Source organism: Skermanella rosea, assembly GCF_016806835.2.
Taxonomy (GTDB): domain Bacteria; phylum Pseudomonadota; class Alphaproteobacteria; order Azospirillales; family Azospirillaceae; genus Skermanella; species Skermanella rosea.
In genome coordinates this window covers 3490483-3512558 of record NZ_CP086111.1, presented here as the reverse complement: position 1 = coordinate 3512558, position 22076 = coordinate 3490483, and the positions used below count along the sequence as shown (strand labels likewise).

Below are 22076 nucleotides of genomic sequence, written 5' to 3'. Positions count from 1 at the left end.
ATGCTCAAGAATTTCGCGATCGACCCGAAGCCGAGCCGGCGCCGCTTCCTTCAGGGCAGCGCCGCCGCGGCGGCCGGCCTGACCATCGGCTTCCACTGGAGCAGCGGTCCGAAGATCGCCTCCGCCGCTGCGGCCGGCGGGACCTTCGCTCCCAACGCCTTCGTCCGTATCGGCACAGACAACACCGTCACGGTCCTGTCCAAGCATCTCGAAATGGGGCAGGGGGTCTATACCGGGCTTGCCACCCTGGTCGCCGAGGAACTCGACGCGGACTGGTCGCAGATGCGGGTCGAGGGAGCTCCGGCCGATGCCGCGCTCTATAACAACCTGGCGTTCGGCCCGGTCCAGGGGACCGGCGGCAGCTCCTCGATCGCCAATTCCTACGAGCAGCTTCGCAAGGCGGGCGCCACCGCCCGGGCCCTGCTGGTCGAGGCGGCCGCTCGGGAGTGGAAGGTGGACCGCGCCGGGATCACGGTGGAGAAGGGCGTGGTCTCCCATGCCGCGTCGGGCAGGTCGGCGACCTTCGGCGACTTGTCGGCCAAGGCGGCGGCCCTGCCGGTGCCGGCCGACGTGCCCTTGAAGGATCCGTCCCGGTTCACCGTGATCGGCACCTCGGTTCCCCGGGTCGATACCCGGTCGAAGTCGAACGGCACCGCGAAGTTCGCCCTGGACGTGATGCTGCCCGGCATGCTGACCGCCGTGATCGCCCGTGCGCCGGTGTTCGGAGCCATGGTCAAGTCGGTCGACGATGCGAAGGCGCTGGCGATCCCCGGCGTCGTCAAGGTCGTCCGGGTACCTTCCGGCGTCGCGGTCGCCGCCACGAATTTCTGGGCCGCCTCCAAGGGCCGCGAGGCGCTGGCGATCGAGTGGGACGAGTCCCGGGCCGAGACCCGGGGCACCGCCGAACTGCTGGCGGAGTACAAGGCGCTTGCCGGGAAGCCGGGCGCCCCGGCGCGCGTCGAGGGTGACGCCGCCAAGGCGCTCGCGGGCGCCGCGAAGACGGTGACGGCCTCCTTCGAGTTCCCCTATCTGGCCCATGCCCCGATGGAGCCGCTGGACTGCGTCGTCCGGCTCGACGCCTCGGGATGCGAGATCTGGGCCGGCGACCAGTTCCAGACGATCGACCAGGGCAACGCCGCGGCGGCGGCCGGGCTGAAACCGGAACAGGTCAGGATCAACACGCTGGTGGCCGGCGGCAGCTTCGGGCGCCGGGCCAATGCCGCCTCGGACTATATCGTCGAGGCGGTCCACGTGGCCAAGGCGCTCGACCGGGGAACGCCGGTGAAGCTGGTGTGGACGCGGGAGGACGACATCCGCGGCGGCCGGTACCGGCCGATGTACTACCACACCCTGGCGGCGGGCCTGGACGCGGCCGGCAACCCGGTCGCCTGGCAGCACCGGATCGTCGGGCAATCGATCATCGGCGGCACGCCATTCGCCCCGGTGCTGATCAAGGATGGCGTGGACGGAACGTCGGTCGAGGGTGCCTCGAACCTGCCCTATGACATCCCGAACATGCTGGTCGACCTCCACACGACCGAGGTCGGCGTGCCGGTGCTGTGGTGGCGGGCGGTCGGCAGCACCCACACTGCCTATTCGACGGAGGTCTTCATCGACGAGCTGGCGAGTGCCGCCGGCAAGGATCCCGTCGAGTTCCGCCGCGCGTTGCTGGCCAAGCATCCCCGCCACCTGGGCGTGCTGAACCTGGCGGTGGAGAAGGCCGGATGGGGGACGCCGCTGCCGGAAGGCAGAGCGCGCGGCATCGCCGTCCACGAGTCCTTCTCGACCTACGTCGCACAGGTCGCCGAGGTCACGATGCAGCCGGACGGGTCGGTCAAGGTGGACCGTGTGGTCTGCGCGGTCGATTGCGGGCTCGCGGTCAACCCCGACGTGATCCGGGCGCAGATGGAAGGCGGCATCGGCTTCGGCCTGGGTGGCGTGATGTACGGGGAAGTGACGCTGGACCAGGGCAGGGTGGAGCAGTCGAATTTCCACGACTACCGGGTGCTTCGGATCGAGGAGATGCCGGCGGTGGAGGTCCACATCGTCCCCTCGGCGGCTGCTCCGACCGGGGTCGGCGAGCCGGGCGTCCCGCCTGTCGGACCGGCCGTCGCCAATGCCGTGTTCGCCGCCACGGGCCGGCGCATCCGGAACCTGCCCTTCACCCGCGACATGAACGTGTAAGGGTGGGCGTTACGCCCACCCCGCGGACCGCCGGGATCCGGCGTTCAGATGACGACGAAGTAGGCGATCACCAGCGCGATCGCCGCGAGCACGAAGGAGATGGTGAGGACGTAGCGTCCCACCCCCTCCTTCGTCGCCTGCTTTGCCTCGACGGAATTCACTTTCTTTTCTGCCATGGTGGTTCAACCCATCGAAGGAGGGACTTGGCTCGGCGGCAAATCCGGCTGAGGAGCCGGCGGCACGTCGGCGGGGCCGGGATTTGGCAAATCCTCGTTCGGCAGCGGCGAGCCACCCGGCGGGAGGGGCTGCGGCGGGAGTGGCTGCGGGGGGAGCAAATTGACCTCCACTTGGTTGCGGATACCACCCTTAACAGGGGAAACGGCCTTTCCGTTCAGTCTGCTGGCGAAGATGGTGGACGCCGGCCGCATCCTTCCCGTCGACGCCGCCATCGCACCGTGTCGCGCCGGCTTGTATGTGTCGGATTCCCAGCCACGGCGATAGCCTCATCGCGGCGATCGCGCAGATCAACCGTTCGGCCGTGGCCAGCCGCGATCAATCAGCCGCAGTAGACAGGACTTCAAGCCGATGGGTGCCAATCTGCTCAATCCTTGGCGAAGCGACCGATGGCGTCAGCCAACCTGGGGAAGTCGCTCCCGGCGCTTACTCCCCCGTGTCGCTCAGCACCCTGAACTTCGGCAGCAGCACGGTCACCACCGTGCCGACGCCGACTTCGCTGGCGATCGTCAGCCGGCCGCCGTGAAGCTCGATGAAGTTCTTGCTGATGGTCAGTCCCAGACCGGTCCCCTCATACTCCCGGCTGAAGCTGCCGTTGGCCTGCTGGAACGGCTCCATCACCAGGTCCAGCGCTTCCGGCGGGATACCGATGCCGGTATCGCCCACATGCACCTCGATATCGCCCTCGGCGTTCATTCCGCCCGACAGCGTTATCCGGCCGCCGGGATGGGTGAACTTCACCGCGTTCGACAGCAGGTTCAGCAGCACCTGCCGCAGGGTCCGTTCGTCCGCCATCACCACGGGCAGGTCGGCGGCCAGCCTCGTTTCCAGCGACAGCCCGCGGTCCCGCGCCTGGCCGCCGACGATCGACAGGGCGGTGCGGGCGACGTCGCCGATGTCCACCGCCGTCTCGAAGAGCTGGTACTGCCCCGCCTCGACCTTCGACATGTCGAGCACGTTGTTGATGATCTGGAGCAGGTGCTGCCCGCTCTCGTGGATGTCCCGCGTGTAGCTGGCCTGCCGCTCGCTCAGCGTGCCGCCATAACCTGACTCGAGCATCTCCGAGAAGCCGATGATCGCGTTCAGCGGCGTGCGCAGCTCATGGCTCATGTTGGCCAGGAACTCCGTCTTGGCGCGGTTCGCCCGTTCGGCGTCGTCGCGCGCGGACCGGAGCCGCCGGGCCATCTCCTCAAGGTCGCGGCCCTGCTGTTCCAGGCGGGCCTTGGTCTCCTGCAACTCGCGGATCTGGGCGCGCAGGTGCTTCTCGCGGCGGACCGCGCTGGAGATGTTCTCGATCTGGATCAGGCAGCGCCGCTCGCCATGCTCGGAGTCCAATGCCCGCACCAGGACGAGTTGGTCGATCGGGTCGCCGAAGCGGTCGCCGGCCAGCCCGTGGAGCGGGAAGGGCATGGGGTTGAATGCGTGGGAAATGAAGCCGGCCCGGCCATGCTCGAGCGCCTCCCGGATCGCCTGGTGCGCACGGGAGTTCGCGATCGTCGGCCACAGCCCGGTCAGCGGCGCGCCGAGCGCCATCACTTCGGGAATTCCGGAATGGACGGCCAGCCATCGGTTCCAGACCACCACACGCTCGTCCCGGTCGATGACCAGGAGACCGATATCGCTGTTGTGGACGATCTGGTCTGACAGGCCCGGGGGAATCGACATGGCGCCTTCGATTCCGCCCGTCAGGCGTCCATGCTGGCCACGAAGGCGCGGATGGCGGTCTGGAATGCCTGGATCGACGCGATGTCCTGCAGGAACAGGACGTGTCCCTCGATCCGCTTCGCGAACAGGCCGAAATCCACGCGGATGATCAGGACATAGGTGCTGGCGGTCGTCCCGGCCGCCGTCCCGATGATCTCCTCCGGCCGGCCGATCTGGTAGATCGGGATCTCGGTCCTGATCTCGGAATGCAGCAGGTTCGCGAAGCTGGCGAGGCAGTGGTTGAGGATGACGTTGCCGACCTCGGTCAGCGCCTCCTCCTCCAGGTCGGTCATGTCGCCCAGCGGCGGACTGTCGGGCAGCAGGCGGCGGACCAGCTCCAGGCTGCTGCCTTCCGGAAAGATCAGCATGGCCTGGCCGTCGAAGGGTCCGGCGAAGGTCTGCCGAACCGCGCAGATACGCTGCCCGGCCGGGCAGCCGAGCTGGTCCGGGGCGTCGGTCCGGCGCACGATCTCCAGGCTGGGAACGGAGAGGGCCACCTCGGCATCGACCATCTGGCCGAGCGCGCCGGCGGCCCTGCCCATGCCGAGATTGAACAGTTCGATGATCGCGTCGCTTTCCGCTTCCGTCAACTGCATGACGGTCCTCACGGGATCGAGGCCAGGAGGTCGCGCATCTTGTCCGGCGTGATCGGCTTCTCGACGAAGCGGAATCCCTTGTCGGTCACTTTGCGGCGGATGCTGTCCTGGACGTTCGCGGTCAGGATGCTGATGTCCAGGTCGGGAAACCGGCTGTGCAGTTCGCAGGACAGGTTCAGCCCGTCCATGCCGGGCATGTTGAAGTCCACGATCGCGATGTCGGGCGTGACCTCGGCGACTTTCTCCAGCGCGTCGTCCGCGTTCTTCGCCGTGACGATCTGCCACTCCGGCCGCGCGCCGCGGACCATGCCCGATACCATGTTGCGGGCAAGCTGGCTGTCGTCGATAATCAGGATCGTGGTCATGAAGTGACTTTCAGAAAACTCAGAAACGCTGCCGTCCGAACCGTGTCGAACGCGCCGTCGGAGCGTCCTGGATCGTCCCTACAGGTATGGCCGACGAGTCATTTACAGATGCTTAAATGAAAATTACTGGGATAAACGCACAAACACTCCGTCCATGGAGATCATTCGTGCCGTGCGCCGGTTGAAATAGCCTGGGATGAAGAGCGCCGGCTGGAATCCGAGCCGGGCCAGCCTGTCGATCATGTCGAGATAACCCGGCTCGCCCTGGTAGACCGGAACGACGGACAGCTCCAGCTGGATGCAGCTGATCCGGTCGAGCCGGCCGGCGGCGCCGTCCAGGACGGCCGATTCGGTGCCCTGGGTATCGATCTTCAGGAAGCAGCGGTCGCCGGGCGCCACATGCGCGTCGAACACCTCGTCGAGCCGCGTGATCGGCACCGTGACCGACCCGGTATAGGCGGCGCTGTCGAGCAGTTCGCCCATCTCCGGCCGGAACGGGAGGGTCGAGCTCATGTCCGACTCCGCGGAGACATTGAGCGTCACGGTGCCGCGGTCGGCGCCGAGCGCCGCCTGCGGGGCGATCTGCCACAGCCGGTCTCCGGCGGCGGCTCGGGCGAGGCCGGCCCGCGCCTCCGGCAGCGGCTCGAACGAGACGATCCTGCCGTCATATCCGCCGTGCCGCAGGCGCGTCGCGTACTGGCCGACATTGGCGCCGACGTCCAGCACCACGGTGATGCCGTGGTGCTCCAGGATGCGCGTCAGGGACCGGGTCTCCTTGCTCACGGCGACCGGCTTGGCGAAGTGGTACTCGACGCTGTTGCTGAGGTCGTGCAGTTCCCGCAGTGCCGTCCCGCGCCGGAAGCCCAGTCGCTCGTAGAGGCGATGGGCGTCGAGGAACCGGGTGTCGCTCCACAGCTCCAGCACCGGGGCGCCCTGCCGGGCGGCCTCCGCCTCCACCAGCCGGACCAGGCGCGATCCAAGGCCGGTGCCGCGGGTGCTGCGGTCGACATAGAGCTTTTTCAGCTCCCAATGCCCGTTGGCGGAGCCCAGGGGCCGGCCGCCGACCATGCCGACGATGCGGCCGTCCGAGGGGGACTCGGCGACCCAGAAGCGGCCGCCATAGCCGGCGTAGGCCGTCGCGATGGAGCGCAGGTCCGGCTCCTCCCCATCGACGTCGAGCACGCAGCCGGGATACTCCGCGAAAACGGCGGCCATCAATCGGATCAGCTGGTCCGCGTCGCCGTCCCGGCCGTCGCGCACCACGGGAAATGCGTCGGCGCCGCTCACCGGTGCGCGAACTCCCAATAGAGGTCGCGGGCACGCTTGAAGACCGGGCCGGGCTCGAAGTGCCTGTCCTCCACCCGGGTGACCGGGACGACCTTGGAATAGTTGCCGGTGGAGAACACCTCGTCGGCGTCCATCAGTTCGGCCCAGGTGATCGTGCGCTCGATCACCGGGACGCCCGCGTCGTGCAGCAGCTGCGCCACCCGCTGGCGCGTGATGCCGTTCAGGAAGGTGCCGTTGCAAATCGGCGTATGGGCCGCGCCGTCCTTGGCGATGAACAGGTTGGCGGTCGCGAACTCCGCGACGTTGCCCAGCGGGTCCAGCAGGATCGCATTATCGAAGCCGCGGCCCTGCGCCTCGCGCAGCGCCAGGCCGGCGTTGGGGTAGAGGGCGGAGGCCTTGGCGTCGGTCGGGGCCGTGCCGGGCAGGGGCCGGCGCCTGGTCGACAGGCAGGCGGTGAACCCCGTCACCGGAGGCATCGGCGATTCATGGACGGTCAGCGCGAAGGCGGTGCTCGCCGGATCGGGCATCACCCAGCCTGCCTCGGCGAAGAACATCGGCCGGATGTAGAGCGCCGTGCCGGGCGGGAAGCGGCCGATGCCGTCGATCGCCAGTTCCTGGATCTCTCCGGCCGTCAGCATGGGCGCCAGCCCCAGGGCGTGGCCGGACGCGATCAGCCGCTCGCAATGGCGGTCCAGGTCGGGGGCCACGCCCTCGAACGCGCGGGCGCCATCGAAAACGACGGACGACAGCCACATGCAATGGTTCATCGGGCCGATGATCCCCGGATTGCCTTCGAGCCACTGCCCCTTGAAGAAGGTGAGCGCGCTGCCCGCCATGAAACATACTCCACTGTTTTGCGCTGCGCCGGGGCCGGATTGCCCCGGCTGGATGGTCAACCGATTTGCCTACACCATATCTCCAGTCCGCCCGCGAACCAATGGCAAGCATGCCCACGCGGGCCGGGAATGCCTCATTCCGCGGCACGCCGCCCGCCCGGCAGGCTCTCCGGCAGATCCAGGGAGAACTGGGGCTCCTCCTCGCCGCGCGGGTCCAGGGGGGCGACCACCGGCGTGGTCCGCGGCAGGCTGCGGAACGGACCCTGCGCTTCGGACGGCGGAGCGGCGCGCCTGGCGGTGCGGTAGAGGCCGAACACCACGGCCGCCGCGGCGCCGGCGCCGGTGAAGGCGAACAGCCCCGGCCCGCCCAGGACGGACATCACGGCCGACCCGGCCAGCGGCCCCATCGTGGCGCCGACCGAGTAGGACAGGATCAGTCCGCCGCTGGCCTGCACCAGCTCCGACTTGTCGATATGGTCGTTGGTGTGGGCGACGCAGACGGGATAGAGCGTGAAGGACAGCCCGCCGAACAGTGCCGCCACCAGCATCAGCATCAGGTCGCCTCCGATCTCCGACGCCGTGATCATGCCGACGCTGACCGCCGCCGTGGCCGCCGACAGGGCGATGATCACGGTGCGGCGATCGAACACGTCCGACAGCTTGCCCAGTGGCCATTGCAGCGCCACGCCGCCCAGGATGATGACGGTCATGAACAGGGCGGTACCCGCCGTCCCAAATCCCTGCTGGGTGCCGTAGACCGGGGCCAGGCCGTAGATGGCGCCGGTCACGATCCCGCTGACGAAGGTCCCGAAGATCCCCAGCGGCGACGCCTCGTACAGCCGCCGGATGCCGAAGGAGGCGATGTCGGGCAGCAGGGGCGGCGCCTTGCGGGTCAGCGCCACCGGCACCAGCGCCAGCGAGGTCAGCATCGAGATCGCGATGAACCGCAGCATTCCCGTCGGGTCGTCCAGGTTCAACAGTTGCTGCCCGACCGCCATGGCGCCGTAGAGCGTGATCATGTAGAGCGACAGCATCTGCCCGCGCGTCCGGCTGGTCGCCCGGTCGTTCAGCCAGCTCTCGATGCACATGAACAGCCCGGCCATGCAGAAGCCTTCGGCCAGCCTCAGCCCCGCCCACAGCGGCAGGCTGAGATAGAGCGCGTGCCCCAGCGTCGCGGCGGAGAACACCGACGCGAAGGCGGAGAAGGCCCGGATATGCCCGACCTTGGCGATGACCCGGTAGCCGAACAGCGACCCCGCGGTCAGCCCGGCATAATAGGCCGCCATGACGAAGCCGATCGCGACCGGCCCGACCCCCGTTGCCGTCAGCCGCACGCCGACCAGGGTGCTGAGCATCCCGCTGCCCAGCATCAGCAGGGCGACGGCGGTCAGCAGGGAGGAGATGGATCGGACGATCGGCAGCATGATGGATGGGGCGCTTGCTCAGGGGGATGGATGCGGCGGGCGCATCCTGCCCCGTCGGCAAGCCCGGCGCGACCCCCAAAAGCCAGGGGGCAGCAATTCCTTCGCGCCGCTTCTCCAGGTGCGTCGCTTGACAGGACCTGACCGGACGGTCAATCCTTCGCAGGCGCATCGACGCCCGACGCCTGGAGCGGACAGGGCAAAGGAATCAACAAGATGCCAGGACAGGAGAGAGGCCGCGTCATGGATAAGTTCGCCCGGAATCTTATGGGAGCCGCCTTCGTGGCGCTCGCGGTCGCGGGAACCGGCGTGGGGGCCGGAACGCAGGCCCTGGCGGACACGCCGAAGGACGCGCTGGTGATGGCCTGGCAGTTCGACGACATCATCAGCCTCGATCCGGCCGAGATCTTCGAGCTGTCCGGCGCCGAATACGGCGCCCAGGTCTATGAGCGGCTGATCTCCTACGACGTGAACGATGTCAGCAAAATCCTGCCCGGGCTGGCGGAGAGCTGGGAGGTCTCGGGCGACGGCAAGACCTACACCTTCAAGATCCGCGACGGCGTCGAGTTCCATTCCGGCAACGCCCTCACCGCGGAGGACGCCGCCTATTCGCTCCGCCGCGCGGTCAAGCTGAACAAGTCCCCGGCCTTCATCCTGACCCAGTTCGGCTTCACCAAGGACAACGTGGACCAGAAGGTCCGGGCTACCGACGCCCGGACGCTGGTGATGGAGACCGACCAGGCCTACGCCCCGACCTTCGTGCTGTACTGCCTGACCGCCGGCGTCGCCTCCATCGTCGACTCCAAGCTGGTCCAGCAGAACGAGAAGGACGGCGACTTCGGGACCAACTGGCTGAAGACCAATTCCGCCGGCTCCGGCCCGTTCAAGCTGCGCCAGTGGAAGGCCAGCGAGATGCTGATGTTGGACGCCTACCCGGGCTACTGGCAGGGCGGTCCGGCCATGAAGCGGGTGATCATCCGCCACATTCCCGAACCCGCCACCCAGCGGCTCCTGCTGGAGAAGGGCGACGTTGATGTCGCGCGCAACCTCAAGCCGGAGCAGTTCGAGCCGCTCCGCGCGTCCAAGGACATCCGGCTGGTCGAGGCGCCCAAGGGCACGCTCTGGTACATCAGCCTCAACCAGAAGAACGAGATCCTCGCCAAGCCGGAGGTCCGCAAGGCGATGCGGTACCTCGTCGATTACGACGCCTTGCGCGGCAGCATCATGAACGGCCTCGGCACCGTCCACCAAGCCTTCCTGCCCAAGGGCTTCCTGGGCGCGGTGGAGGACAAGCCGTTCAAGTACGATCCGGCGAAGGCGCGGGAACTGCTGGCCGCCGCCGGCTATCCCGACGGCTTCACCGTCACCATGGACGTGCGCAATACCTCGCCGACCATGGACATCGCGCAAACCATCCAGGCCAGCGCCGCCGCGGCCGGCGTCAAGATCGAGCTGCTGCCCATGGACGGCAAGCAGGCGCTGACCAAGTACCGGGCGCGCAACCAGGACATCTATATCGGCCAGTGGGGCCCCGACTACCAGGACCCGCACACCAACGCCGAGACCTTCGCGTCCAACCCGAACAACGCGGACGACGGCGCCTCCAAGACGCTCGCCTGGCGTAACGCCTGGGACATCCCCGAACTCACCAAGAAGACCGCCTCGGCCGTGCTGGAGCGCGACGCCTCCAAGCGGGCCGAGACCTACCGCGAGCTCCAGAAGACGGTGATGGAGGACAGCCCCTTCGTCGTCATGTTCCAGCAGGTCGAGGTCCCCGCCGTGCGGACCAACGTGGAAGGGCTGGTCTGGGGTCCCAGCTTCGACACCAACCTGTACCGGCTCGCGACCAAGAAGTAGCGGGTCTTGACCGACATCATCAAAGCGGGCGGCAACACCGCCGCCCGGCGGCCCCATCGCCCCGCGGGGCCGCTGCGGCGGGTCGCCGGGCTGCTGGCTTCCGTGGCGCTCACGCTGCTCGGGCTGCTGCTGGTGACCTTCCTGATCGGCCGCGTCGTGCCGATCGACCCGGTGCTGGCCGCCGTCGGCGATCGCGCCAATGCCGAGACCTACGAGCGGATGCGGCAGGAGCTGGGCCTGGACCTGCCGCTCTGGCAGCAGTTCGGCCTGTACGTCGCCGACGTGGTGCGCGGCGACCTCGGCACCTCGGTGCTGACCTCGCGCCCGGTGCTGGAGGACGTCGCCCGCGTCTTTCCCGCCACGCTGGAGCTGGCGACCGCGGCCGTCGTCATCGGCGTGGTGCTGGGCATTCCCGCCGGCGTGATGGCCGCCGTCCATCGGGGCCGCTGGCCCGACCATCTGGTCCGCGTGCTGGGGCTGGTGGGCTATTCCGTGCCGGTGTTCTGGCTCGGGCTGGTCGGGCTGCTGCTGTTCTACGCCAAGCTGGACTGGGCGCCCGGGCCGGGCAGGCTCGACGTCTTCTACGACGGGCTGGTCGATCCGGTGACCGGCATCCTGACCGTGGACGCGCTGCTGGCAGGGGAGACCGAGATCTTCTGGAACGCGCTGTCCCACCTGGTCCTGCCGGCCTCCATCCTGGGCTATTTCAGCATCGCCTATATCAGCCGCATGACCCGAAGCTTCATGCTGGACCAGCTCAGGCAGGAATACATCACGACCGCCCGGGTCAAGGGCCTGTCCGAAGCCCGGGTGGTCTGGCGCCACGCGCTGGGCAACATCGCGGTGCCGCTGATCACGGTGGTGGCGCTGTCCTACGCCACCCTGCTGGAAGGCTCGGTCCTGACCGAGACGGTGTTCGCCTGGCCCGGTCTCGGCCAGTACATCACCAACAGCCTGCTGAGCGCCGATATGAACGCCGTGCTGGGCGGCACGCTGGTGGTGGGCGCGGTCTTCATCGGCCTGAACCTGCTGTCCGACCTGCTGTACAGGCTGCTCGACCCGAGGGCGCGGCGATGACCGGCGCCCCCATGGACGGCGCCCGCACGGGGCACGGGCTGCGCGACTGGCTGCTGACCGACACGCCGCGCTCGCGGGGACAGGCACGGCTTGGCCGGCTCTATGCCGGCTGGCTGGCCTTCTCGCGCAACCGGCTCGCGATGGTCGGCTTCTTCATCATCGCGGCCCTGGTCCTGGTCGCCCTGTTCGCCCCGCTGATCGCCACCCAGTCGCCCTACGACCAGGACCTCGCCAACCGCCTCCAGCCGCCCGGCACCGCCCATTGGTTCGGAACCGACCAGTTCGGCCGCGACATCTTCTCGCGCGTCGTCCACGGCTCGCGGCTGACGCTCTACATCGTGCTCCTGGTCGCGGTCACCGCCCCGGTGGTCGGGCTGCTGATCGGCACCGTGTCCGGCTATCTCGGCGGCTGGACCGACATCGTGCTGATGCGTATCACCGACATCTTCCTGGCCTTCCCCAAGCTGATCCTGGCGCTGGCCTTCGTCGCGGCGCTGGGGCCGGGGATCGAGAACGCGGTCATCGCCATCGCGATCACCTCCTGGCCGCCCTATGCCCGCATCGCCCGGGCGGAAACCATGACGATCCGCCACAGCGACTTCATCAGCGCCGTCCGCCTGCAAGGCGCCTCTCCGGTGAGGATCATCGCGGGGCATGTGATTCCGCTCTGCACCTCGTCGCTGATCGTGCGGGTCACGCTCGACATGGCCGGCATCATCCTGACCGCCGCAGGCCTGGGTTTCCTGGGGCTGGGAGCCCAGCCGCCGCTGCCGGAATGGGGCGCCATGATCTCGACCGGGCGCCAATACCTGCTGGAGCAATGGTGGGTCGCCACCCTGCCGGGTCTCGCGATCTTCGTGGTCAGCCTGGGATTCAACCTGCTGGGCGACGGTCTGCGCGACGTGCTGGACCCCAAGAACGGATGACTTCCCTGACACCTCCTCTCCTCACCGTCGAGAACCTGCGCGTCCGCTTTCCGGCGCGCGACGGCTTCACCGAGGCCGTCCGCGGCGTCTCCTTCACCGTCGGGCGGGAGAAGCTGGGGATCGTCGGCGAGTCCGGCTCCGGCAAGTCCATGACGGGGCGAGCCATCCTGCGCCTCGTCCCGCCGCCGGGCGAGGTTTCCGCCGACCGGATCGAGTTCGACGGCACGGACCTGCGCACGGCTTCCGAACGGACGATGCGCGGCATCCGCGGCCGGCGCATCTCCATGGTCATGCAGGACCCCAAGTTCTCGCTCAATCCCGTGATGACCGTCGGCCGCCAGATCGCGGAGGCCTACCAGGTCCACAGCGGCGCCGGCCGGCGCGACGCCCGGCGGCGCGCGCTGGAGATGCTGGAAGCCGTCCGCATCCGCGATCCGGAGCGGGTGTTCGACCTGTACCCGCACGAGGTCTCCGGCGGGATGGGGCAGCGCATCATGATCGCGATGATGCTGATTCCGGACCCCGACCTGCTGATCGCGGACGAGCCGACATCGGCGCTGGACGTCACGGTCCAGATGCAGGTGCTGGCGATCATGGACGAGCTGTGCGGCAGGCGGGGCATGGGGCTGGTCTTCATCAGCCACGACCTCAACCTGGTGGCCTCGTTCTGCGATCGCATCCTGATCATGTATGCCGGCCGGGTGGTCGAGACCTGCCGCGCCGACGAACTGCGCGATGCCAGGCATCCCTATACCCGAGGACTGCTCGACAGCCTTCCCCGGCTGGACGAGACGCGGCCCGAGCTGCCGGTCCTGGCCCGCGACCCCGCCTGGATCGGGAATGGGACGGGGAGCGGCCGATGATCGCGGTGGAGGACCTGAACGTCATCTTCGGCCACGGCGAAAGCGCCATCCACGCGGTCCAGGGCGTCACCTTCCGGGTCGGGGAGGGCGAGAGCTTCGGGCTGGTCGGCGAATCCGGTTCCGGCAAGTCAACGGTGCTGCGCGCCGTCAGCGGGCTCAATCCGGACTGGTCCGGCATCGTGTCGATCGACGGGCAGGAGCAACGGCACCGGAGGGAAAAGGCGTTCTTCAAACGCTGCCAGATGGTGTTCCAGGACCCCTACGGCTCGCTTCACCCGCGCCACACCATCGACCGCATCCTGGCGGAACCCGTGGCGATCCACGGGCTGCGCGACGCCGACCGGCGGATCGAGCGCATCCTGCAGGAGGTCGGCCTCGGCCCCCGGTTCCGCTTCCGCTTTCCCCACCAGCTCTCGGGCGGGCAGCGCCAGCGGGTCGCCATCGCGCGTGCCCTGATCCTGGAGCCCCGCGTGCTTCTGCTGGACGAGCCGACCTCCGCGCTGGACGTTTCCGTCCAGGCCGAAATCCTCAACCTGCTGAAGCGCCTGCGGACGGAGCGCGGCCTGACCTATATCCTGGTCAGCCATAACCTGTCGGTCGTCGCTTACATGTGCGACCGGCTGGCCGTGATGAACCGGGGCCGCGTGGTGGAGGAGATGTCCGTCGCCGACCTGCGGCGGGGTGAGGCCGCGCAGGACTATACGCGGCAGCTCCTGCGGGCCAGCCAGGGCTATGACCGGGCGGCGGCCGACAGTTTCCGGGATTTCGCCTGAGTACCGCAGGGGGCCGGGCCATCCTGCCCGAAAGGGGGATGGAGAATGGGTGACGTGGCTGCGTCAGCTTACCACCTGTAAGGTCTGTCATTAACGTTCCAGGATGGGAGCGACTCAGGCATAGTGGGTCGCAGTCCAGTCTGGCTGCCCATTGGTACCGATATCATGCATGACTCGTTCAGACGTCTATACAACTCCGTGCTTGAGCACCGGGAACTCGACCCCAAGAAGTCGCGCACGGCGAAGCTCCATCAGGCTGGTCGGGCCAAGATGGCCCAGAAGGTGGGGGAGGAAGCGGTCGAGATCGTGATCGAGGCCGTCCAGGACAACCATGACGGCGTGGTGGCCGAGAGTGCCGACCTGATCTACAACCTGACCGTCCTGTGGGCCGATATGGGGATCACGCCTGACGACATCTGGGAGGAGATGCGGCGGCGCGAAAACGCCCTCGGCATCGCCGAGAAACTGCCGAAGAGTTCGGACAAGCCGCCCGCCGCCGATGAACCGGTCCTGGTGCGCAAGGCCGTTTGAAAGTACCTGCGCAGGAAGCTCAGGCGGCTTGCGTCCAACTGGAAATGGGCTCGACGGAGAGGCTGGAATTTCCATAGCGGGCGTCGTAGGTGACTTCCCGGCCAACCCAGTGGGGCAGGACGACTTCCTGCTCCGGATGGGAAAGCTCGACTTCCGCCACGACGAGGCCGGCATTCAGCCCCCCGAATACATCGATCTCCCATATCAGGCCGGCGTAAGGGACCGTGTAGCGGACCTTTTCAACCAGTGTTTCCCGCGGCAGCCGTGACAGCATGGACGCTGCGATAGGCAAAGGGATGTCGCTTTCGAACTCCGACCGGACCGCGCCGCGCCTCGGGCCCTTGATGGTCAGGTATGCATGATCGTTTCGGATACGGACTCTGATTCGGGACTGTCGGTCGAAAGAAAAATAGCCCTGGATTATTCTGTCGCCATCTCGGCAGAGCCCGCCGATATCCTGACAGACCAGGAATCTTCTTTCGATTTCGAATGACATGATTGCCAACCGAGTGCGTTGAGACGGGGGGAGAGTAGACCGGTATGACCGGTACGTAAAGCGGAATACCGCCGACGGTCATATACCTTTTGTTTCGCCCCGCCCTCGCTCTCCCATGGGCCGGTTGGCGTGCTGACGTGTTGAACCGGATGCCGTTTCCACCTTCCGCCACACCCCAAATCCGCTGATTCATGCCGGCACGAGAAGAAGACATCAAGACGACCGCCGCTGCCGTGAGCATGCCGAAGCTGCCCTCGGCGCTGGCACCGTTCCGCTACCCGATGTTCAGGGCGATCTGGCTCGCCACCCTGATGTCCAATTTCGGCGTGTGGATCCAGTCGGTCGGCGCCGCCTGGCTGATGACCTCTATCGCCGACAGTGCCGCCATGGTGGCACTGGTCCAGTCCGCGACGGCGCTGCCGGTACTGATGTTCTCCCTGTTCGGCGGCGCGCTGGCCGACCTGTGGGACCGGCGGCTGGTGTTCATGACCGGCCAGATCATCGTGCTGTCGGGAGCCACCCTGATCGCCGTGCTGGAGGGGACGGGGGCCGTGACGCCGTGGCTGCTGCTGGCGCTGGTGTTCGTGATGGACACCGGGTCGGCGCTCCGCCAGCCGGCCTACCAAGCCTCGGTCGGCGACCTCGTGCCCCGGTCGGAGCTGCCGGCCGCCGTGGCGCTGAACAGCATCGGCTTCAACATCGCCCGGTCGGTCGGGCCGGCGATCGGCGGGCTGGTGGTGGCGACGCTGGGCGTCCAGGCGTCATTCATCCTCAACGCGGTCTCCAACATCTTCATCATCGGCGTGCTGCTGGCGTGGCGGCCGAAGCGGCCGGCGGACGAGCTGCCGCGCGAGAGCCTGCTGCCCGCGATGGCCAGCGGACTGCGCTATGTAGGGGGCTCGCCCACCGTGTTGACGGTGATGCTGCGCTGCTTCGTCTTCACGGCAGCGGCCGGTGCGGCCTGGGCGCTGCTGCCCCTGGTCGCGCGCGAGGACCTGGGCGGCGGTCCCTTCACCTACGGAGTCCTGCTGGGCAGCCTGGGCGTGGGCGCCATCATCGGGGCCCTGAACATCGGCGTTCTCCGCCGGCGCACCAGCGGCCAGATGCTGGTCGCGATCGGCTCGGCCTCGTTTGCCGTCACCATGCTCGTGCTGGGCCTGTTCCCCAGCCTCTACGCGGTGATCCCGGCGCTGGTGCTGGGCGGGGCGGCCTGGATGATGACGCTCTCCAGCTTCAACGTCATGGTGCAACTCTCCGCCGCCAACTGGGTCAAGGCGCGGGTGCTGTCGATCTATCAGATGTCGCTGTTCGGCGGCTTGGCGCTGGGAAGCTGGGGCTGGGGCCACGCCGCCGAGGCGATCGGCACGGGACAGGCGCTCACCGCCGCCGGCCTGGCCCTGGCGCTCAGCCTGATCCTGGGGCTCCGCTTCCGCCTGCCGGCCAACATCGCGCCCGACATGTCGCCGATCACGGCGCTGCCGCGCCCGACCCTTGCGCCCGGCCTGGACGCCGGGCCGGGCTCCGTCGCGGTGACGGTCGAGTATGAGGTCGATCCCGCCGACGCCAGGGATTTCGCCGCCGCGATGCGAAGCCTGCGCCGGCTGCGGCGCCGCGACGGGGCCGTGCGCTGGACCCTCTATCAGGACGCCGCCAACCCTACGCGCTGGATCGAAGCATTCCTGCTCCGCTCCTGGCTGGACGACCTGCGCCACCAGCGCCGCACCACCATGGCCGATCGGGACACGCTGGACCGCGTCCGCGCCTTCCACCGGGGCTCCGCCGACCCCCGGGTCTCTCACCTGCTGGCCCGCGGCACCCCCCGCATGGGCTGGCCGCCCGGCGCCGATGCCGAGCATTGAGGCTGCGAGGTATAGAACCGCTTCGCCTTACGCCTCCATCTTGCGATCAGATATCCGAGCCCATCTGCGTCCATCCGTGGCCAAACCTGCAGCACGCAGTTCGACCTCAGCTGTCGAGGCATTCCGAAGCGGCGACCGGGCGCTCCATGCCGGCTCGCCGATCGCCGCTTCGCTTAGGCCGATACGGCCGGGCCAGGTCAGGCCGCGTAGCGCCGCACCATCGTGGCGCAGAACTCCGCGAACTCCTCCGGCACCTGGGGCGGGCTGGTGTGGTGGGGGGCCAGCCCGCGATGTTCCGGCGTAAAGCAGAAGGTCACCGTCACGTCGAACTCCTCCAGCGCCTTCATCTGGCGGTCGAACCAGTCCAGGGCGTTCGGCCGGAAGCTGTCGGCCCAGCTCAGGCCCGTGCGCAGGTGCCGCACGCCCAGGTCGCGCAACCAGCGCACGGCATCGTCCAGCCGATGGTCCTCGTAATGGAACCACTGGCAGATGCCCATGTCGGGCGTGTATCGGTTGAAGTGGCTCATCGCCAGCTTCGGCGAGCCGTCCTCGCGCAGCAGGCCCATGTAGAAGTGCCGGTAATAGGACGACCCCTCCGCCTCCCGATGCCGGGTCGTCGCTTCCCACGAGCGCGGCAGGTCGTACAGGCTGTACCAGTGGATGCGCGGCACCCGGCCGATCAGCAGGTCGGCGGTGCGCTGAAGCCCGAACTCCTGGACCTCCTCCGCGCCGAAGGTGGAAACCCCGACCTCGCTGACCCAGACCGGCAGGTCGGTGACCGCCTGGATCTCCTTCAGCCGCTCGGGCCACTCGTGGATGGGCCACAGGTTCCAATCCAGCGGGAACCCATGGACCGCCACCACGTCCACATGGTCGAGCACGCCGCGCGACCGGAGCTTGGAGATGAACACCGGGTCGATCGGCGAGATGCCGCCCAGCACGCGCAGCAGGTTCGGAGCCTCGGCCCTGATCGCCTGGCCCGCCAGCGAGGTCATCCGGCCGAAGGCGACCCAGTCCGGGTCGAGCTCCGGGTCCCAGTGGGATTTGTTGTTGGGCTCGTTCCAGATCATCGCCGCTTCGATCATGCCTGTCCCCTCGCTGGATAAACGGCGGCCAAGCCGGGCGCCCGGCGCTCGGTTCGGCGGCAGAGATAGACTTCCTCTTCCGCCCGCTGCTCGATCTCGAAACCGCTGTCGCGCAGCATGGCCTCGACGCAGGCCCGGTTCGGGATCCACCAGTTGCTGTCGTCGTTGGAATAGCGACGCTCGACGAAATGCATCTTCGGGTAGCCCGGCTTGTCGAAGATGCCGGTCTCCGTGATGGAGTAGTTCTCCTCCAGGGGCTCGACCTCCTGGCTGCCGCGCATCATGGACTGGAACAGCAGCAGGTCGCGCGCCGCATGCTCGTGGATCAGGTCCAGCGCCAGCAGCGGATGCCGCAGGTGATAGAGCACGCCCATGAATATAACGAGGTCGAATCGTTCGCCGAGCCGGCCCAGGTCATAGACCGACATCTCGCGGAACTCGATCTCGGCACCGCTCATTTCGGCAGCATAACGGGCTTGCCCCAGATACATCGGCTCGGAGTCGATGGCGACCACCCGGTCCGCGCCGCGGCGCTTCATCTCGATCGAGTAGAAGCCGCCGTTGCAGCCGATATCCAGCACGGTCATGCCGCGCAGGTCTTCCGGCACCGCGTGGGCGAAGCGCTGCCATTTGACGTTGGGATAATCGCCCAGGAAATGGTTCGGCGCGGTTCGCACGCCTTTCAGTTCGATATTGTGAAACCACTGCCCCAGATCATCGATCCGGCGCCGGATTTCGTCCTGCTCGCTCATCATGGTTCCTCGTTGATCCGCAGGATGCGGGGCCCCCAGGGGCCGATCTCGACGGTGCTGACGGAGGCAGGTGCCACCTCCAGCCGTAGGAGCAGGTCCTGCGGCATGCCGAGATAATGGGCCAGGACGGCCCGGATCACGTCGCAATGGCTGACCAGCACGGCGGAACCCTGCGGACCGCCGCGGATCAGCTCGTCGATGAAGCCCAGGGCCCGCCCCTGGACTTCCGCCATGGTCTCGCCGCCAGGCGGGCGCGTTCCGCTTCGGAAATGGTTCCAGCGGCGCCAGTCTTCCCGCTCGTCCAGGTCGGTGAAGGGGCGGCCGGTCCAACCGCCGAAATCTATCTCGGCCAGGGCGTCGGTGATTTCGACCGGAAGGCCGAGCCGGTCGGCGACGATGCCGGCCGTCCGGGCGGTGCGCTCCAGCGGGCTGGCATGGACGGCGGCGATGCCGCCGGTCCGGGCCAGCCGCTCCGCCGTGCGCCGGGCCTGGTCGACCCCGCGTTCCGACAGGGTCACGCCCGGCGTGCGGCCGGCGAGCAGACCCGGGGAGAGGTCATGTTCGCCGTGCCGCACGAGATGGATGGTCAGGATGCCCGGTGTCACGTTCCGTCAGGCTTCGCCGTCGATGAAGCGCAGGGTGCGGGCGCGGGCCTCGGCGTCGGTGAACTGCTGCGGCGGCGTCTTCATGAAGTAGCTGCTCGGCCCGATCAGAGCGCCCCCGATGCCGCGGTCCAGCGCCAGCTTGGCGCAGCGCACGGCGTCGATCACCACGCCGGCCGAATTGGGCGAGTCCCAGACTTCCAGCTTCAGTTCGCAGTTCAGCGGGACGTTGCCGAAGGTCGTGCCCTCCATCCGGATGTAGCACCATTTGCGATCGGCCAGCCACGGCACATAGTCGCTCGGGCCGACATGGGCGTTCTCGTTGGACAGGGGCACGTCGAGCTGGCTCGTCACCGCGTTGGTCTTGGAGATCTTCTTGGATTCCAGCCTCTCGCGCTCCAGCATGTTCTCGAAATCGGCATTGCCGCCGAAATTGAGCTGATAGGTGCGGTCCAGGCGGACGCCGCGCTCGCGGAACAGGTTGGTCAGCACGCGATGCACGATGGTGGCGCCGACCTGGGACTTGATATCGTCGCCGATGATCGGCAGCCGCTTCTCTTCGAACCGACGGCGCCAGGAGTCGCGCGACGCGATGAAGGACGGGATGCAGTTGACCAGCGCGCAACCGGCCTCCAACGCCTGCTCGGCGTAGAACTCCGTAGCCCGTTCCGAACCGACCGGCAGGTAGGATACCAGGATCTCGGCGCCGCTCCGGCGCAGCACCTCCGCGACGTCGGCGACGGGGCGATCCGACTCCGTTACGACCTGGCCCAGGTACTTGCCGAGACCGTCCAGGGTCGGCCCGCGCTCGACCGTCACGCCGGATCTGGGCACCTCGGCGAAGCGGACGGTATTGTTCGGCTGGGCATGGATCGCTTCGGCCAGGTCCCGCCCGACCTTGGCGTCGGACACGTCGAAGGCGGCGACCACCTCGATGTCACGGATATGGTAGCCGCCCAGCGTGACATGCATCAGGCCGGGTACCTGATCGTCATCGGCGGCGTTCCTGTAGTATTCCAGGCCCTGCACAAGCGATGACGCACAATTGCCGACGCCGACGATCGCGAGGCGAACCTTTTTTCCGTTCACGAGCATGCTCCGTTCTGATGATCCGCACCAGGCGGAATGGGAGCAACCGCCTGTACCGTCCCTGGTTCCTAAATGGCTTCCGCCACGGCTTTGGATGCCTCCGGCACCGCAAAACCCGGTTCCGACGGCGAGGAGCGAAACACGCCACGTTCCATCTTGTTCCGGCCATCTTGTTCCGGCCATCCCGTGCCGGCATCCGACGGTCGACCGAACCGCGAAGCCGGTATCAGCCGAACGAAGGTACAGAATGCCCGCACCAAATACTTTGATGCCATATCGTTCTATGAACAAAAGGCGACTTAAATTTATTATCCGGAGCCGTCACATTCATCCTGGGCGTCAGAGACGTAGATTTCGAGAAGCGAAGAGGACTTGCCGACGATTTCTGCGCAGCATCCGCGCTGGCAGCGTCTTTCGTCATAGACCAGGGTTACTCAAGGCGAGGGATTTTTTATGTCGGCTGACAGGATAGAATGTGTCGTGATCGGGAGCGGAACCTTGGGTGCCGCCGTCGCACGGCGTCTTGCTCTGGACGGGCGGGAGGTGATGCTGATCGCCCGGCGCGATCGCCAGCAGGATGACGGGGGACACGCCCTGTCCGCCAGCGGTTGGCCGGAGCCGGTCGAGGCCTCTGTGGTGGACCGGCCCCGGACCCTTCGCGCCGGCTTTTCCGTCCTGGGCGCGAGGGCGCTGGAATCCTACTGTGCCCGCCAGGAGATCCCGTTCAGGCGAACGGGACAGCTCATGATCGCCCGCGACGATGCCGAGATGGCCCTGCTCGAAGGGCTGAAACAGCGTGATCCCTCGGTCGAGCTGCTGTCGGTGGCCGACGTTGCCGCCCACGAGCGGGGGCTGCGATGCGTCGGCGGACTGTTCGCTCCCGACGCCGGCATCGTCGATGGCGACTCTCTTCGCCTAGCCCTGCGGATCGAGGCGGAGAACGCCGGCGCCTTCGTCACCGAGGATTGCAGGCTGGTCGCGGCCTACCCCATGCGGCGCGGATTCGAGGTGGATCTCGGCGGGATGCCGGGCGAGCTGGAGACGGTTCGCTGCGACAGCCTGGTCAACGCGACGGAGGATTACGAGGCGGTCCAGATCGCCGCGCGGGTCGACGGCATGCGGAACCATGTACCGCCCGAGCTGTCCGGACCGGGATCGAAACGGTACAAGCTGGAGGGGACGGCGCCATTCGACCGGCTCGTGGTGCCGGGCTGCCGCGGTCCCAAGTCGGCGGCGCTCTTCTTCTCCGGCTTCCAGGGCGAAAGCTGGATGGACGTCCTGTCGGAGCCGAGGGACGTGGCGGGCCGCGGCGACGAGCCGGGTACGGATGAACCCCAGTCTTCCGATTTCCGGATCCAGGGACCGGCGGAGCACGGCATCCCGGGGCTGATCAACCTTTTCGGCGTCGATGCCCGGTCGGAAACCCGGGCGGCCCTGGCGCTTGCCGATGCCGTCCTGGATACGCTGTCCGGCCGCGCCCACTGGTCGGGGATGCAACCGGCTTCGCCGTCCAGCCTCGCGGTGGCGTAAGGCGGACGC

At 67.7% G+C, this 22076-nt stretch carries 21 protein-coding genes; 9 read left to right on the top strand and 12 right to left on the bottom strand.

The window, feature by feature from the left end; translation table 11 throughout:
- Positions 1-2184 carry a xanthine dehydrogenase family protein molybdopterin-binding subunit gene (locus tag JL101_RS16310; protein ID WP_203097374.1) on the top strand — a complete coding sequence of 728 codons (2184 nt, stop codon included), beginning with the start codon at positions 1-3 and terminating at the stop codon, positions 2182-2184.
- 44 nt (positions 2185-2228) lie between these two features.
- Here the strand turns inward: JL101_RS16310 and JL101_RS36530 are convergent, their stop codons facing one another.
- From JL101_RS36530 to JL101_RS16280, 7 genes are all read right to left on the bottom strand, one after another.
- Positions 2229-2360, bottom strand: coding sequence for a hypothetical protein (locus JL101_RS36530; RefSeq protein ID WP_256445759.1), 132 nt, complete (start codon positions 2358-2360; stop codon positions 2229-2231).
- Between the two features lie 484 nt (positions 2361-2844).
- Positions 2845-4083, bottom strand: a complete 1239-nt coding sequence (locus tag JL101_RS16305) for a sensor histidine kinase (RefSeq protein ID WP_203097373.1) — start codon at positions 4081-4083, stop codon at positions 2845-2847.
- A 20-nt stretch (positions 4084-4103) separates the two neighbouring features.
- The gene (locus JL101_RS16300) at positions 4104-4718 is read right to left on the bottom strand and encodes a chemotaxis protein (protein WP_203097372.1); all 615 of its coding nucleotides are present in this window, start codon (positions 4716-4718) and stop codon (positions 4104-4106) included.
- Between the two features lie 8 nt (positions 4719-4726).
- On the bottom strand, positions 4727-5083 hold the full coding sequence (locus JL101_RS16295) for a response regulator (protein WP_203097371.1): 357 nt from the start codon (positions 5081-5083) through the stop codon (positions 4727-4729).
- Between the two features lie 123 nt (positions 5084-5206).
- Positions 5207-6370: a bifunctional GNAT family N-acetyltransferase/class I SAM-dependent methyltransferase gene (locus JL101_RS16290; RefSeq protein WP_203097370.1), complete on the bottom strand. Its 1164-nt coding sequence runs from the start codon at positions 6368-6370 to the stop codon at positions 5207-5209.
- The gene (locus JL101_RS16285) at positions 6367-7206 is read right to left on the bottom strand and encodes a branched-chain amino acid aminotransferase (protein ID WP_203097369.1); all 840 of its coding nucleotides are present in this window, start codon (positions 7204-7206) and stop codon (positions 6367-6369) included. The genes JL101_RS16290 and JL101_RS16285 overlap by 4 nt, the downstream gene beginning before the upstream one ends.
- A gap of 134 nt (positions 7207-7340) precedes the next feature.
- Positions 7341-8630, bottom strand: coding sequence for an MFS transporter (locus tag JL101_RS16280; protein WP_203097368.1), 1290 nt, complete (start codon positions 8628-8630; stop codon positions 7341-7343).
- A 240-nt stretch (positions 8631-8870) separates the two neighbouring features.
- Here JL101_RS16280 and JL101_RS16275 point away from each other — a divergent pair, with 240 nt between their 5' ends.
- The 6 genes from JL101_RS16275 to hisE all read left to right on the top strand — a co-directional run bounded on the left by JL101_RS16275 (position 8871) and on the right by hisE (position 14654).
- Entirely contained in the window at positions 8871-10484 is a 1614-nt protein-coding gene (locus JL101_RS16275; RefSeq protein WP_203097367.1) for an ABC transporter substrate-binding protein, read from the top strand.
- A gap of 72 nt (positions 10485-10556) precedes the next feature.
- Positions 10557-11561 carry an ABC transporter permease gene (locus JL101_RS16270; RefSeq protein WP_203097538.1) on the top strand — a complete coding sequence of 335 codons (1005 nt, stop codon included), beginning with the start codon at positions 10557-10559 and terminating at the stop codon, positions 11559-11561.
- Positions 11558-12487, top strand: coding sequence for a nickel transporter permease (gene nikC / locus JL101_RS16265; RefSeq protein ID WP_203097366.1), 930 nt, complete (start codon positions 11558-11560; stop codon positions 12485-12487). Before JL101_RS16270 ends, nikC begins: the two co-directional genes overlap by 4 nt.
- Positions 12484-13350 carry an ABC transporter ATP-binding protein gene (locus JL101_RS16260; protein WP_203097365.1) on the top strand — a complete coding sequence of 289 codons (867 nt, stop codon included), beginning with the start codon at positions 12484-12486 and terminating at the stop codon, positions 13348-13350. Before nikC ends, JL101_RS16260 begins: the two co-directional genes overlap by 4 nt.
- The gene (locus JL101_RS16255; RefSeq protein ID WP_203097364.1) at positions 13347-14123 is read left to right on the top strand and encodes an ABC transporter ATP-binding protein; all 777 of its coding nucleotides are present in this window, start codon (positions 13347-13349) and stop codon (positions 14121-14123) included. The genes JL101_RS16260 and JL101_RS16255 overlap by 4 nt, the downstream gene beginning before the upstream one ends.
- Positions 14124-14288: 165 nt before the next feature.
- Positions 14289-14654 carry a phosphoribosyl-ATP diphosphatase gene (gene hisE, locus JL101_RS16250; protein WP_203097363.1) on the top strand — a complete coding sequence of 122 codons (366 nt, stop codon included), beginning with the start codon at positions 14289-14291 and terminating at the stop codon, positions 14652-14654.
- Between the two features lie 19 nt (positions 14655-14673).
- Here hisE and JL101_RS16245 read toward each other — a convergent pair whose 3' ends face one another.
- Entirely contained in the window at positions 14674-15150 is a 477-nt protein-coding gene (locus tag JL101_RS16245) for a CYTH domain-containing protein (protein ID WP_203097362.1), read from the bottom strand.
- 239 nt (positions 15151-15389) lie between these two features.
- Between JL101_RS16245 and JL101_RS16240 the strand changes: the two genes are divergently transcribed.
- The gene (locus JL101_RS16240) at positions 15390-17009 is read left to right on the top strand and encodes an MFS transporter (RefSeq protein ID WP_228435497.1); all 1620 of its coding nucleotides are present in this window, start codon (positions 15390-15392) and stop codon (positions 17007-17009) included.
- 197 nt (positions 17010-17206) lie between these two features.
- On the opposite strand, the gene JL101_RS16235 is transcribed toward JL101_RS16240, so the two are convergent.
- From JL101_RS16235 to JL101_RS16220, 4 genes are read right to left on the bottom strand one after another with little or no spacing between them, the layout of a single operon-like run.
- Positions 17207-18094 (bottom strand): glycoside hydrolase 5 family protein, encoded by an 888-nt coding sequence (locus tag JL101_RS16235; protein WP_203097360.1) that lies wholly within the window; start codon positions 18092-18094, stop codon positions 17207-17209.
- Positions 18091-18849 carry a TIGR04290 family methyltransferase gene (locus tag JL101_RS16230; RefSeq protein ID WP_203097359.1) on the bottom strand — a complete coding sequence of 253 codons (759 nt, stop codon included), beginning with the start codon at positions 18847-18849 and terminating at the stop codon, positions 18091-18093. The genes JL101_RS16235 and JL101_RS16230 overlap by 4 nt, the downstream gene beginning before the upstream one ends.
- Positions 18846-19451 carry a histidine phosphatase family protein gene (locus tag JL101_RS16225; protein WP_203097358.1) on the bottom strand — a complete coding sequence of 202 codons (606 nt, stop codon included), beginning with the start codon at positions 19449-19451 and terminating at the stop codon, positions 18846-18848. Before JL101_RS16225 ends, JL101_RS16230 begins: the two co-directional genes overlap by 4 nt.
- Positions 19452-19457: 6 nt before the next feature.
- Positions 19458-20537 (bottom strand): inositol-3-phosphate synthase, encoded by a 1080-nt coding sequence (locus tag JL101_RS16220; protein WP_456115334.1) that lies wholly within the window; start codon positions 20535-20537, stop codon positions 19458-19460.
- A gap of 498 nt (positions 20538-21035) precedes the next feature.
- Here JL101_RS16220 and JL101_RS16215 point away from each other — a divergent pair, with 498 nt between their 5' ends.
- Positions 21036-22067: an FAD-dependent oxidoreductase gene (locus JL101_RS16215; RefSeq protein ID WP_203097356.1), complete on the top strand. Its 1032-nt coding sequence runs from the start codon at positions 21036-21038 to the stop codon at positions 22065-22067.
- Positions 22068-22076: the final 9 nt, after the last annotated feature.